Origin of the sequence: Oculatella sp. FACHB-28 (genome assembly GCF_014696015.1) — a bacterium.
GTDB lineage: Bacteria > Cyanobacteriota > Cyanobacteriia > Elainellales > Elainellaceae > JAAUTN01.
On record NZ_JACJPJ010000035.1, the window covers coordinates 172871 to 186549 of the forward strand.

At 49.5% G+C, this 13679-nt stretch carries 14 protein-coding genes and 1 riboswitch; of the genes, 7 read left to right on the forward strand and 7 right to left on the reverse strand.

Translation table 11 applies throughout. The annotated features are described in order from the left end of the window. Positions 1-121 precede the first annotated feature (121 nt). From H6F88_RS03245 to H6F88_RS03260, 4 genes are all read right to left on the reverse strand, one after another. Complete coding sequence (locus tag H6F88_RS03245; RefSeq protein WP_190641295.1) at positions 122-1159, reverse strand: ABC transporter substrate-binding protein; 1038 nt, start codon at positions 1157-1159, stop codon at positions 122-124. Between the two features lie 202 nt (positions 1160-1361). Next, positions 1362-2072 (reverse strand): hydrogenase nickel incorporation protein HypB, encoded by a 711-nt coding sequence (gene hypB, locus H6F88_RS03250; protein ID WP_190641296.1) that lies wholly within the window; start codon positions 2070-2072, stop codon positions 1362-1364. Next, on the reverse strand, positions 2056-2436 hold the full coding sequence (gene hypA, locus H6F88_RS03255) for a hydrogenase maturation nickel metallochaperone HypA (protein ID WP_190641297.1): 381 nt from the start codon (positions 2434-2436) through the stop codon (positions 2056-2058). Before hypA ends, hypB begins: the two co-directional genes overlap by 17 nt. A gap of 39 nt (positions 2437-2475) precedes the next feature. Beyond that, the gene (locus tag H6F88_RS03260; RefSeq protein ID WP_190641298.1) at positions 2476-3666 is read right to left on the reverse strand and encodes an agmatinase family protein; all 1191 of its coding nucleotides are present in this window, start codon (positions 3664-3666) and stop codon (positions 2476-2478) included. Between the two features lie 117 nt (positions 3667-3783). Then, positions 3784-3914, reverse strand: a riboswitch (guanidine-I (ykkC/yxkD leader). A 414-nt stretch (positions 3915-4328) separates the two neighbouring features. Between H6F88_RS03260 and H6F88_RS03265 the strand changes: the two genes are divergently transcribed. The 4 genes from H6F88_RS03265 (at position 4329) to folK (ending at position 7227) form a co-directional block, all read left to right on the forward strand. Next, positions 4329-4748, forward strand: coding sequence for an Npun_F0494 family protein (locus H6F88_RS03265; RefSeq protein WP_190641299.1), 420 nt, complete (start codon positions 4329-4331; stop codon positions 4746-4748). A gap of 195 nt (positions 4749-4943) precedes the next feature. Next, on the forward strand, positions 4944-6443 hold the full coding sequence (cobQ, locus tag H6F88_RS03270; protein ID WP_190641300.1) for a cobyric acid synthase CobQ: 1500 nt from the start codon (positions 4944-4946) through the stop codon (positions 6441-6443). A gap of 16 nt (positions 6444-6459) precedes the next feature. After that, positions 6460-6699, forward strand: coding sequence for a 2Fe-2S iron-sulfur cluster-binding protein (locus tag H6F88_RS03275; protein ID WP_190641301.1), 240 nt, complete (start codon positions 6460-6462; stop codon positions 6697-6699). Between the two features lie 6 nt (positions 6700-6705). After that, positions 6706-7227, forward strand: a complete 522-nt coding sequence (folK, locus tag H6F88_RS03280; RefSeq protein ID WP_190641302.1) for a 2-amino-4-hydroxy-6-hydroxymethyldihydropteridine diphosphokinase — start codon at positions 6706-6708, stop codon at positions 7225-7227. Positions 7228-7324: 97 nt separating this feature from the next. Here the strand turns inward: folK and ribE are convergent, their stop codons facing one another. Continuing rightward, the gene (ribE, locus tag H6F88_RS03285) at positions 7325-8026 is read right to left on the reverse strand and encodes a riboflavin synthase (protein WP_190641436.1); all 702 of its coding nucleotides are present in this window, start codon (positions 8024-8026) and stop codon (positions 7325-7327) included. A 588-nt stretch (positions 8027-8614) separates the two neighbouring features. Here ribE and H6F88_RS03290 point away from each other — a divergent pair. From H6F88_RS03290 to truB, 3 genes are read left to right on the forward strand one after another with little or no spacing between them, the layout of a single operon-like run. Beyond that, positions 8615-9118: a bifunctional nuclease family protein gene (locus tag H6F88_RS03290; RefSeq protein WP_190641303.1), complete on the forward strand. Its 504-nt coding sequence runs from the start codon at positions 8615-8617 to the stop codon at positions 9116-9118. Positions 9119-9146: 28 nt separating this feature from the next. Then, a complete protein-coding gene (locus H6F88_RS03295; protein WP_190641304.1) occupies positions 9147-10277 on the forward strand; it encodes an aldo/keto reductase in 1131 nt (376 codons plus the stop codon). Between the two features lie 11 nt (positions 10278-10288). Then, complete coding sequence (truB, locus tag H6F88_RS03300; protein ID WP_190641305.1) at positions 10289-11230, forward strand: tRNA pseudouridine(55) synthase TruB; 942 nt, start codon at positions 10289-10291, stop codon at positions 11228-11230. A gap of 38 nt (positions 11231-11268) precedes the next feature. Here the strand turns inward: truB and H6F88_RS03305 are convergent, their stop codons facing one another. Further along, complete coding sequence (locus tag H6F88_RS03305; RefSeq protein ID WP_190641306.1) at positions 11269-12135, reverse strand: DUF1206 domain-containing protein; 867 nt, start codon at positions 12133-12135, stop codon at positions 11269-11271. A gap of 345 nt (positions 12136-12480) precedes the next feature. Further along, complete coding sequence (locus H6F88_RS03310) at positions 12481-13479, reverse strand: RsmB/NOP family class I SAM-dependent RNA methyltransferase (protein ID WP_190641307.1); 999 nt, start codon at positions 13477-13479, stop codon at positions 12481-12483. Positions 13480-13679 lie beyond the last annotated feature (200 nt).

Genomic DNA, 13679 nt, shown 5'->3' on the forward strand with positions numbered 1-13679 from the left:
ACTGCCTTAAATTTCCTGTGCTTTTGCAAGCAACATGACCTACCTAAATCATCAAATGACTGGTAGGAGGTAAGAGGTTGCCTAAACCCAATTCCTACCTGCTACCTAACCTTTCAATTCTTTATCCCTTCCCTGCCTGTTCTGCGTAAGCTTTGACAAACTGATCGTCAAAGATGTTGCTCACGTCAGGAGCTTCTTGAACCAATTCGCTTTCTACCAGGAATTGGCTAATTTGTTCAGCAGCATAGGGCAAAGAAGACATATCTGAACCTGCTTCAAAAGCCTTGAGGTTGTCCTCAATACTGAAGATGGTTGTGCCCTGGTCGTATTCTTTGTACTCATCAACAGTCACGCCTGCCCGCTTCGACATGGTGTCGAATGCCTTGTCCTGATTGCCTTCAATGAATTCCAGCGTGGCAAACCAGGTGTTAACTAGCGCCTGAACGTCTTCGGGACGCTCATCAATCATTTGACGAGTCACAACTAGGTGATCGGGAATTGAACCCGGATAATCTGCTGAAGTAAACAGTGGTTTGCTTCCCGGACGTTCTAGAGCCTGAGTGGTGAATGGGGCAAACACTCCAACTGCGTCTAACTGACCTGCCGCAAAAGCCGCCGCTGCTGCCCCAGTCTCTAAAGGCTGAAAATCGATATCGTCCTGAGTCATGCCAGCATCTTTTAGACCCAACAACAGTAGGAAATGGTCAACCGTGCCCTCTTCTGCTGCAACTCGTTTGCCGCGCAGGTCTTCAACAGAGTTAATTTCCTCGCTGGCGATAATCATGTCATTGCCAGTCGAGTTGTCGTTGACTAGAACAATCACCTGATCGGAGCCAGCAGCTACTGAGCTAATCGTGTCATTGAGCGTCTGAGTATTTGCGTCAAGCTGTCCAGAGGCTAGGGCATTAATTGAATCGAGATAGCCGTCAAACCACGTCAGTTCAACGTTGACATTGTTTTGCTCAAACAACCCTTCCTCATCAGCTACCTGCCAGGGAATCCAACCGGGCCAAGCGCTGAAGCCCATAACGACAGGCTCAGCAGCAGTATCCGTACCAGGGGTTGCAGAATCCGTGCCAGGATTGGGCGCACAGCTTACTACAACGACTAAACCAAACAGAAAAGCAACTCCCCAAGATAACAGCTTGCGAATTCTCAATTCAGGCTCCTTTAGAACAGGTTGATTAGTGAATGAATAGCGATAACTTTGCTGATGGCTTTAATAAACTTGAACTATTTTCAGTTGGAGATTCACCCAATGTAGATTCACCAAACTGTAGGCTGGGTAGAGTTTAAGAAACCCAACAGTCTTTGAATCAAGCAAGGATTTAGACCTGTTGGGTTTCATGTTTCAATCCAACTTATACAGGTGTCAAGTTTTGCGTTTTAGAAGTCGTTCGAGTAGAAGGAACTTGTGACTGTAGCCAGTCAAACCAAATGGCTAATCCTTCTCCGGTTTTTGCAGAAACGGGAATAATTGTTGCATTTGGATTCATCTGACAGACGTTGGAAATGATTCGGTCTATGTCAATCTCTAAATAAGGGGCTAAGTCCATTTTGGTAATGAGTAAGCAATCTGCTTCTTGAAACATCACCGGATATTTCAGCGGTTTGTCTTCTCCTTCAGTAATGCTTAAAAGGGCAACCTTGGCATGTTCTCCGACTTCAAATTCAGCAGGACAAACCAGGTTTCCAACATTTTCAACTAACACCAAATCAAAATCAGAAGGGTTGTATTGATGCTCTAGCTGATGCAGTCCACCCGCTACCATTTTGGAATCCAGATGGCAGGAACGTCCAGTGTTGATTGCGATCACAGGAACGTTATATTGGCGCAGGCGATCGGCATCTAATTCTGTTGTCATATCGCCTTCAATTACGGCGATTTTTAGCTTTTGGTTTAAAGCTGACAGGGTTTTTTCTAGTAGCACGGTTTTACCTGCACCGGGACTGCTCATGATGTTGAGGCAGGTGATTCCCCATGCGTCAAAGTGGGCACGATTGTGGTCGGCTCCTTCCTGGTTTGCGTGGAGCAGATTAATTCCCAGGGCAGCGTCAAAGGTTTGATGCATAACTTTCCGCAGAGTCAGAACAGTATTCGATTCGGTCAATTTTTAGCTCTCGCCCTGAGCGAATGTCTTCCAGGGGCGATCGACATTCAGGGCAAGCATATTGAACGCCGATTTCAGGGCGATATTCCTGCTGGCAATGGTGACAAAAGGCAATCAAGGGCGTTTCTTGAATGACCAGTTTGGCGGCTTCTAGAAACGTGTTTCGGGTTTGCACTTCAAAGGCAAACTGCAAGCTAACAGGTTCCACACAGGTAAACTGACCGACAGTAAGATGCACATGAGAAATTTGGGGGCGTTCTGGCTGCGCTTCCCACCAATCTCGCACTGTTAAAATCAGTGCCTTTGTCATATCCGTTTCATGCATAGCAAAAAGTCCAAAATTTGCCTCTCGTTTTTCATTCCTCTAGCTCCAATCAACCAGTTCGGGTTGAGCCTCGGGGTGAATGTAGGCAGGTTTTTGCGATCGCGGCAGTTGTCCCGACAGCACCAGATGCGCCATCGTGTCGCAGATGACCCGTGTTGCCATTAATGAAGTAATATCGCTGATGTCGTAGGGAGGTGAGACTTCAACCACTTCCAGCCCACAAACTGGAGCTTTTTCGACAATCTTGCCAAGCAGGTAGAGTGCTTCGCGGGGCATCAGTCCACCGGGCTCTGGCCAACCTGTGCCAGGGACAAAGCCTGCGTCAATGCAGTCAATGTCGAAGCTGATATAGACGCAATCGGTGCCATCTAGGGCGCGTTCTAGAGCAAAGTCAACCGCAGCATCCAAGCCCCGTTCAACGATGTCAGTAACGGTGAGGATGTTAGTGGCGCGATCGCGACATACTTTCACACCCTGACGCGGTACCTGCCAACCGCCGATACCAAGCTGCACCAGATTTTTGGCAGGAGCATTTTTCATATTGGTGGCGTGAAACCAGGGGCAGGTGTGCATCCGCTCGTCTAAGTCGGTTTCCTGAGTATCCACGTGGCGATCGAAGTGAATGATCCCTACTTTTTTGTCACCTAGATGCCGACAAACCCCGCGTACAGTCGGAAAGCCAATCGAGTGGTCTCCACCCAGAATGATTGGAAATGCACCAGAACTGAAGACGTGAGCGACTCCTTTGGAAATCTGGTCAAACGACTTCTCGTTATTGGCTGGAATGGTAAAAATATCGCCAACATCGCAAAGCGTAATTTGTTCGCGTAGGTCGATGCCTAGCTCAAAGTTGTAGGGAGTGTAAAGCGCAGAAATGCGGCGAATTCCCTGTGGTCCAAAGCGGGTGCCAGGACGGTAAGTCGTGCCCGAATCGTGCGGCACACCGATGATCGCCACATCATATTCCCCGACCTTTCGTACGTCTTCTACGTAGGGCGCTTTCAGAAAGGTATTGATACCTGCATAGTGAGGCAGTTCGCCGCGAGAAAAGGTGGGAATGGAGCGATCGCGAATGCTTTCAGCCGCTTCTAGCCCAAACTCTAGCCCTCTAGCGACTTCTTGCTGCCACCCAGTCATGGGCAAATGAGTTTCCCGTTCTAGAGCATATTGAGCCTCTGTTTGAGGTTGATGTCCGTTAGATGGATTTTGAAAGAGAGGATCATCAGTCATGTAAGTCACCCAGAAATCGTTGAATTATGCTAATTCTTTGACTGACCTGGGAAACTCGCTTGAGTTCAATTGAACTGCAAAGCAAAGCCCAGGAGACAGTCTCAGCCATCAGACTGCTTCTCCCGGGCTTTTATCCCGCCGTGTGGCTAGCTCACCTTCCATCTAAATGGCTGCAATGGCTAGCTGGCTTCTCTCGGACCAGACACTCAAATCGTAGGACCTGAACCGGAACCCTAGAAGCGACCTAATTGTTTCTACTAGCTTCAGCAGAGGGAACCTTAGTAAAGAACCCGTCAAAATTCGGTTTCCAAACCAGACCGCCTCTGTTCAAGATTCGAAGCAAAGTGGCTCGAACGCCCAATAGAGTGTTGCTATCCCTTCGCTGACAAACCTTGCAGATGCTTAGTAAAAGAGTTACCAATGGAACTAAATAAAAAATGTCATAGATGCTACTAAAGAACGTCAGGATCGATCAAATCTCTTAATTTTTGTCTTCCCCTGACGGCTTCCGACTTACTCATAAACTGCTGCTAAAGCCTGATGGCGTGCGATCGCCCAAAAAAAACAGCATAAGATAGACAAGAATGTAGATTTTTAGCTTTGCTTAGCCTTGCGCTGCTTTCTTTTGACCAGCCTCACCTAACCAGCCTCAACAGTTGCTAATGACCCCAATTCAATCCAGCAGTGCCCCGTCGATTCGATACCCCCGTCGCGCAGTTGAGCGGGCAGAGCGGGCGGTGCGGTGTGCGCCCTTTCAACTCCATCTGTTCGCTACGATGCGTCAGGAGAGTGTTGGGTTAAAGGCGATCGCCGGACAATCCGGCATCCAAAACCGCTATACCCGTCGCTCCCTGCCCGAGTTAGTGGCAGAAAATGATTTACTTTGGCTGATTCAAACTGGATTGCTGCGAAGAGAGGTAGACGGACAGGGCTTAACAGACAGCTTTCGACTGACGCCACTGGGTCGGCAACTGGTTGAAAAGTGGCAGCACAAGGGTGAACATCTACCTGCACCGAGCCTACTCGATCGCTTACAGAATGCTTGGAATCGTTGGGTTCGCCTACCAGACTGGATACGATAGCTGCCCCAAATCGCTTAAGTATTTCCGAACCAGTTCAACTGGCTCGAAACTGGCTCAAACCTGGCTCAAAAAAATATCTCGAATATAATGACTGGTCGAGGGATTGCGTAAAGCGTCCAAACGTTCATTTTCATATCAGCCATCCCCTCGTTCGGCAAATCTGCCCGATCGCCAGGGATTTCTCGGAGGTTTTGCATGAAAGCCATCATGGTTGTCGGGACAACGTCCCATGCTGGGAAATCGCTCCTAACTGCGGCGCTATGTCGAATTTTGTGTCGCCGAGGTTGGCGAGTTGCTCCATTCAAAGGCCAGAATATGGCGCTCAATGCTTACGTCACTGCAAGCGGTGGCGAAATTGGTCATGCTCAAGCAGTGCAAGCATGGGCTGCTGGGGTTACTCCTCGGGTGGAGATGAACCCAATTTTGCTCAAGCCTCAGGGCGACATGACTTCTCAGGTCGTGCTGAAGGGCAGAGTCGTAGGCAGGGTCGGTGCGGCTGATTATTATGAACAGTACTTTGAACCGGGCTGGCAGGCGATCGAAGAATCCCTGGCGCGCCTGGGAGAAGAGTTTGACCTGGTCATCTGTGAAGGGGCCGGTAGCCCTGCCGAAATTAACCTGAAGCATCGTGACCTGACCAACATGCGTGTGGCTCGTCATCTCGATGCGCCTACTCTACTCATTGCTGATATTGAGCGTGGCGGCGTTTTTGCTCATATCGTCGGTACCCTGGAGCTGCTGGAGCCAGAAGAGCGATCGCTGGTTAAAGGAATTATCATCAACAAGTTTCGAGGACAGCGATCGCTCCTGCAATCGGGCATTACCTGGTTAGAAGAGCGTACCGGAGTTCCTGTTGTGGGGGTCGTTCCCTGGCTCGATCATGCCTTTCCGGCAGAAGACTCCCTTTCCCTGCTTGAGCGGAATGCTAGTCCTGCCAGCAGCGAAATCAACATTGCGGTGATTCGGCTGCCCCGAATTTCTAACTTTACCGATTTTGACCCACTAGAGTCAGAACCCAGCGTCTCAGTCCGATATATCGGCTTGAAGGATTCACTGGGCTACCCCGATGCCGTCATTCTTCCCGGTTCCAAAACGACGATCGCTGACCTCATCATGATGCAGCGTACAGGCATGGCTGAAGCGATTCAAAACTACGCTGCTGCCGGAGGCACCGTTATGGGAATCTGCGGTGGTTTCCAGATGATGGGCAGAATGTTGGCTGATCCAGAAGGTATCGAAGGGCAAGAAGGTCGATACAAAGGGTTAGGACTGCTGCCCTTAAAAACGGTGATTACAGGGCAGAAGGTTGCGCGCCAACGCCTAGTCACGTCTAACTTTCCTCAGACAGGTCTACCCGTCACAGGCTACGAGATTCATCAGGGGCGCAGCCACTTACTAGACGTTGAATCTCCTGAGAATGAAGGGGCTTCTTTCAAACCCTTGTTTGACGATGTGAATTTGGGTGTGGTTGATTCAACCCAATCAATTTGGGGAGCCTATCTGCACGGCATTTTTGACAATGGTCCCTGGCGGCGTGCCTGGCTAAATCGTTTGCGTCAGCAGCGAGGGCTGAAATCGCTGCCGACTGGCATCTCCAACTACCGAGAACAGCGGGAAGCCATGTTAGACTCCCTTGCTGACGTGGTTGAGTCCTACATCGACTTAACGCCGATCATGCCCTACCTGGGCAAATAAATTTCAGGGTTGTGTTATGAGCATTCTGATTCGGTTTTTGCCCGACGATGTCTCTGTTGAAGCTGAGGTAGGAGAACCGTTGCTGCAAGTGGCAGATCGGGCAGGTCTGACTATTCCTACAGGCTGCCTGATGGGTTCTTGCCATGCCTGTGAAGTTGAAGTAGAAGGTGGCGATACGATTTGTGCCTGTATTACTGCTGTGCCATCTGGTCAGCCGCAGCTTACGATCAATTTGTTTGTTGATTCAAGCTGGTAATGGGTGATGGAGGCAAGCGAACACTTGGGCAAACAGGTTAAGCGGGTGGCGATCGCCCTCGGTAGCAATGTCGGTGACTCTCCTGCCATCCTCAAATCTGCTCTGGATATTCTTGATCACACACCGGGCATTGTTCTACAAGCAACGTCACACTGTTACCGCACGGTTGCAGTTGGGCCACCGCAACCCGATGTGTTGAATGCCTGTGCGCTGCTTGCAACAACTCTGGAGCCACAGGACTTGCTGAGTAACCTGCTGCAGATTGAAGCAAAGTTTGGGCGAGTCCGACGAGAACGTTGGGGTCCGCGATCGCTTGACCTTGATTTGCTCTTGTTTGACGACCAGATTTTGCAGCAGCCTGGTCTACAAATTCCGCATCCGCGCATGAATCAACGGGCATTTGTGCTGGTACCGCTTGCCGAAATTGCTGCCGATTGGGTTGAACCCGTATCTGGGAAAGCGATCGCCGAGTTACTTCAGCAGGTGGACTGCTCAGGAGTCAAGGAAATTGTCTTGGCTCACGACTGATTACTCCCTTCCCGGTTAAAGATTAGGGACTAAAAGATTAGGGATGCCCCCACGTCGCGGGGGCATCCCTAATCTTTTAATGGGAGAGTAGATGACCTCAAAGATATCCATGTTCTGCGAGAAACGCCGAACTCACTCCATCATTGGCAGGTTGAATCAGAGTTTCCAGGTCGGCGATCGCCTTTCCTGTTTGATCTCCCCCTAACCGCAAAAACTTTTCCACATATTTACCTAGCACGTCGCCTTCTAGATTGACGAGAGCATTCAGCTTGAGGTGACGCAGATTTGTTTCAGCATAAGTCAGTGGAATCACTGCCACCTTAAACCAGGTGCCCTCTGAATTGCAGTCTGCAACGGTTAGGCTTACCCCATTCACGGCAATGCTGCCCTTGGTGACGATGTAGCGAGCCACTCGCGGATCAGTGACCGCAAAGCTCATTTCCCAGGAGTTCGCCGTTTGCACCGATGCTTGCAGATAACCTACTCCGTCTACATGTCCGGTAACAAAATGTCCGCCTAGCTTACTGCCGACCTGCAAAGAGGCTTCTAGGTTGACGTAATCATCGCCTTCTCGCTGTCCTAACGTAGTGCGGTACAGCGTTTCAGGGGAAGCAGTGGCGATAAACCCGTTTGGCAAAATTCGGGTTACGGTAAGGCACACGCCATCGACCGAGATGCTGTCGCCAATCGCCAAATCTGTCAAAAACCACTCTGGTGCAGTCGTACCGCAGGAGATTTGTAGCTGGTCGTCCCCTAGAGAGTGAATCGTTCCTGTTGTCTGGATTAGTCCTGTAAACACGGTTTTACGTCCGTTTAGGTTTAGTTTGCGATCGTAAAGAATTTGCAAAAAAATTGAACTAACTTCAAATCCTTTTCACCTTAGCCGTCCTGATTTCAAGCTCTTGATCCTGAAACTTGGTGTTGGGGTCAATTTAGACTAGCTGCTGAGATCCCGACAGGCAGGCATCTCCATTGTTTCTCCAGTTAGCAGTCCATCTGCAGGTTTGCTTGAAGTTAGGCTAGAAGCCTGTCCTGAGAGCAGATTTTACTCGCTTGCATCGTGATCTTTTTAGTCAAAGATTCAGGTTTTTGGCTACGGATCAGGGCAAGATCAGGGCATACTGGAGTTCAGTAAAACTTATACGCCGGAACTTGTACAGGGAGAAGCAGGTGTTTGAACCTGGACACTTTTAAGAGTTGAGTGAAAATACTCATCTCAGCTCTGATAATTTTGACCGCAAAGGATATAACGGTAAGTGTCTAGCTATAACCTCACGCCCTTTGTCAGCCTAAATGTTACGTCTATCTGTCATTATGGATTCACTAACCCCAGTTTATCTGTTTGAGTTGAATCGTCCTTGCTCAATGGATTCTAGAGGCTAAGCCAATGATTGAAATGAAAGTCGCTGGAATTGCCCTGGATGCAGCAACCCGTAGCCCTATTGTGCTTTTAAGGGATGCTTCAGACCGTCGCCAGCTCCCTATCTACATCGGGCAGGACCAGGCAAGGGCAATTATCAACGCGTTAGAAAATCAGGCTCCGCCCCGTCCTTTAACCCACGACCTGATTGTTAATCTCCTAGAAGAGTGGGACATGGCTTTGGAGCGAGTGGTGATTCACTCTTTGCAGGACAATACCTTTTACGCCATCTTAACGGTGCGGCAAGGGGAGAATAAGAAAGAGATCGATGCTCGTCCCAGTGACGCGATCGCTGTTGCCCTGCGTACCAAAAGCCCAATTTGGGTCATGGAAGAAGTCGTTGCAGATGCCTCGATTCCAGTTGATCGAGATGCAGACGAAGCCGAACGGCTTGCCTTTCGCGATTTTCTCTCTAACCTGCGTCCAGAAGACTTCACCCAAAGAGGGCGATACAGCAGCGGCGAAGCTTAGAATGATCTGACACAGCCGCCTCAGTTTAATGCGCTATCGTCGCTTTGGCAAAACAAATCTGAATATCTCGATTTTCTCCTTGGGAACCATGCGCTATTTGGCTTCTGAGGAGAATGCTCGTTTGACGGTTGAGCGATCGCTCAAGTTGGGAATCAATCACTTAGAAACCGCTAGAGGCTACGGCAAAAGTGAACAGTTTTTAGGAAAGGCGCTGGTCGATCTGGAAATTCCTCGCACTCAAGTTCACATCACCAGCAAAATTCCTCCAACTGCCGACCCGGCCGCGGTGGAACGCAGCATTGATGACAGCCTCACTGCTCTGGGCACGGATTATCTAGACTGCCTTGCTATTCATGGCTTAAACACAGAGGAACATCTCGCCTGGGTGCAGGCTCCAGACGGCTGCATGAAGCCTGTGGAACGGGCGATCGCCACCGGTAAGGTGCGTCACGTTGGCTTCTCGACCCACGCACCGCTAGAGGTGATTTTGAGGGCGATCGCCACTGACCAATTCGAGTTTGTCTGCCTCCATTACAACTACTTCTTTCAGCGCAATGCTCCCGCTTTGGAACTTGCCAGCCAGAAGGATATGGGCATCTTCATCATTTCGCCAGCTGACAAAGGTGGAATGCTCTATACCCCGCCGCCAATGCTCTCAGAACTGTGCCATCCCTTCTCGCCGCTGGAGCTGAACTATCGGTTTTTGTTGAGCGATCGCCGCATTACGACCCTCAGTGTAGGTCCGGCAAATCCGACAGAGTTAGATGAGCCGCTGGCAGTTAGCAATCAAGACGGCTCACTCATTGCGTCAGAAGTAGAAGCTCTAGAGCGGCTGCAAACTCAGCAGGTTAAGGTTTTAGGGAGCGATTGCTGCAGTCAGTGCTATGCTTGCCTGCCTTGCCCCGAAGCGATCAATATTCCTGAAGTGCTGCGCTTACGCAATCTGGCTGTCAGCTATGACATGACTGATTTTGGGCGATACCGTTATGGCATGTTTGAGAATGCGGGACATTGGTTTCCGGGGAGAAGGGGCGATCGCTGTACCGACTGCGGCGACTGCCTGCCCCGCTGTCCCGAACAGCTTGATATTCCCACGCTGCTGCGAGACACGCATGAGCGACTAAAAGGAAAATCAGGACGGCGGCTCTGGGGGGAGTGATAGCGTAAGGTATGGACGGATTTCTAAATTTAAACAAACCTGCGGGGCTAACTTCCCACGACTGTGTTGCGAAAGTGCGGCGTTTACTTAAGCTCAAGCGAGTTGGGCATGGCGGCACCCTTGATCCGGCAGCTACAGGCGTTTTGCCGATCGCTCTAGGGCGAGCTACCCGTCTGCTGCAATTTTTGCCTGGAGATAAAGCCTATCGCGCCACGATTCGCTTTGGCGTGAAGACAACTACCGACGACCTGGAAGGCGAAATTCTCACGGCTGTACCTGTACCAACCCTAACTCTGGAGCAAGTTGAGCAGGCGTTACCCCAGTTTCAGGGAAAGATTCAGCAAATTCCGCCCAGCTACAGCGCCATTCAAGTGCAGGGCAAGCGGCTGTATGAATTAGCCAGAGCAGGCGAAGCGGTAGAGGCTCCCATTCGCACCGTTGAAGTGTTTCAAATCGATGTGCTGGACTGGCGATCGGGTGATTTTCCTGAACTAGAGGTGGCGATCGCTTGTGGTGCGGGAACTTATATACGGGCGATCGCTCGTGACTTGGGCAATTTCTTGAATAGTGGCGGCACGCTTGCATCCCTGACTCGCACTGCCAGCAGCGGCTTTCTGCTGAAGGATAGTCTGACGCTTGATCAGCTATCTGAGCAAATTCAGCAGGGCACCTTTTGCCCTATTTTGCCTGAATTTGCTTTAGAGCATCTGCCTGCAGTCAACCTGTCGGCACCGGAGGGTAAGCGTTGGTGTCAGGGACAGCGAATTCGCTTACATCCTGAACTCTTCCCAGCACAAGCTTGTCGGGTGCGCCACGAAAATGGTCTTTTTCTAGGAATAGGTCAGCTTGTCGAGCCAGAAGATATTCAGTTAAACGATGCTGAGGTAGAAGACAGCGCATCAGGAAATGGACTAATTCTGTCTGCCCAAGTTGTCCTTGTCCCGGAAGGGTAGGGATGGGTGGCGATCGCTTGCTCTCACCTATCCTTCTTCTATCGATTAAGTCTCACTTTAGCTTCGCGCTCAAGATTAGGGGCGCTAATGCGACGGTACTTGGCATACAGGCCCATGTAAATTCCATAAAGAATGAGACCGAGGGCAACGACTCCCAACAGCCACGGTCCGTAGGGCTGCTCTGCTAGTGCTCCTAATGCACCCCCAACTCCTCTTGCCTGCTCTGGGTTGGATTGGCGTGCTGCCACTATCAAAAAAAGACCAATAATTGTGTAGACAATGCCTCTGGAAGTAATGCCAACTCTGCCAAACCAGGTTGCGGCTTTGCGTTCAGCCTGGCTCATTTCCCTAATTTTGAGTTCCTTACAAAACTTGGCGCTAAATGCTTCATAGAAGAAGTAAAAGCCCAGACCGATTACAAATGCACCTCCCAAACCAACCAGCCATTGCCCAAACGGTTGAGAAAGAATTCGGGCTGTCCAGTCTTGAGCTGACGAGTTACCACCGTCGCTGCTGCCCGCCGCTGCACCAGCAGCAAGCTTAATCGCAGAAAATGCTAGTCCTGCGTAAATTACGCTAGTAGTCGCATAGCCCAACCGTTGAGCAATTCCTTTAGCGTCTGTACCAATGCCCTCTGGGTCAAGAACTGCTTGAACCAATCGCCACAGAACATATCCTGCCAGACCAATTGCGATGATGACGAGCAGAATCTGCCCAAAGGGTTGCTTCACAATTGATTGCAGGGCACCCTGGGTGTCGGTCGTTCTACCCCCTGTGCTAAAAGCCGCTTGAGCCGCCAAGATGCCGACGACGGCATAGACGACTCCTTTTGCGGCAAAGCCAAACCGAGCAAACCGCTCAATCCAGTCCGAAGAATCAGAGGAGTTAAAAGATGGCTGTGTCATTAGCTCAAGGTGAAGTCCTGCAAGCAGTACTGTCGCTCAAATCGCCTAGACGATGCATCTACCTAGAGCCAGAAGTAGGGGGAAAATTAGGAATTTAAAGTGCAAAAGGAAGAAATTAAATAAACCCGTGCATGACTTTTGTGTTTGTATTTTCTGCTTGAATAGGTGATACAAAATCCGTTGCGTAAAGAAAAGTCATTGTCATGTTATGGGTGAAGCATCTAGTGGAGAGGCTAACTAGGTTGCAGAGATTATGACCGAATGCTTTGCCCTCACTGATTACCGCTACTTCAGTAGAACTAAGAACAAGTAGAATTAGTTTTTGGCTTTTCTGAACTTCTAATTTCAACTCATTCTGTAGCGTTTGAACTGTTCTAAAAAATCAGAAGAGATAGTTTGCTTTTCGCCTATTTCAGTGTTTTGGAACAGAACGGTAAAGGCCCCTGCTCCTAATCCAGCCTGAGGAAACATCCGGTAGCAGGGAAGTTCTGATAAGTGGGATTGAAAGTTCTGTAAATGAGAAATTGTTATGGGCTGGAATTGGGGAAACTTTTGCAAAAGCCACTCGCTGACCTGCTCATTTTCTTCAGGTGAATAGGCGCAAGTCATGTAGGCTAAGTAGCCTTGAGGCGCAACAAGCTGAGCAGAATTAGCTAAAATTCTTTTTTGCCGATTTGCGTTTTTGTTGATGTTGACTGGATGAAAGCATCCAGGCGCTTTTTCACCTTTAGCAAGCAAAGATTGACCGGTGCAAGGCGCATCCACAATCACGACATCAGCAGTTTTAGGAATTTTCTCAGCGAGAATCTTTGAGTCAAGGCTAATCACTAGTTTCTCCGCAGTGTGTTGGCTAAAGGCTCCTGAAACGGGACAGCGCTTTAGGTTAGAGACTAGTGCGCCGATTCTTTTGCCAATGACTTCATTACTGATTAGACTTTCAGGCTGCAAGGTTCTTAACGCAAAGAGGCTTTTGCCACCGGGTGCAGCACACATGTCAATGACGAGTTGTATTGGCTGAGTTCCTAACTGAGTTTCTACCTGAGGAATGGCTAAAAGTGAAGAGGCGGCGAAGACTGAAGAAAAGTCCAAGCAATAATAATATCCTTGCTCGTGCAGGGGATGTTTTCCTGGTTTCTCAGTAGCAGAAAGGCGATCGACAAAGGTGGGTTGCCAAGAGAGGGGAGGGGCGATCGCAAAGGGCACTTCTGTGCGATCGCGACACCACAAAATGCAGGAATAATCGGGCTGCGGCTGCATCAAAGCTTCAATAAAACGTTCTTGCTCTGATAAATCTGAGAATAGCCGCCGACTGAACTTGAGTAAAAGATTAGATGGCTTTTCCAAAAAAATAACGAAGAATTGATAATTAACTAAATCTAAACCGGGCTGACTTTAACCCCTTAGTTTTGTCACTTATTCTAGGATATGGGTCAGGCTGATTGTTCTTGCAAAGACGGGGATCTCTACCTTCTCACCCCCATTACCACTCGCACTAACATCCCGAATAAGCGAAAATAGAACCAAACTCTCTTGCCTTACCTTGA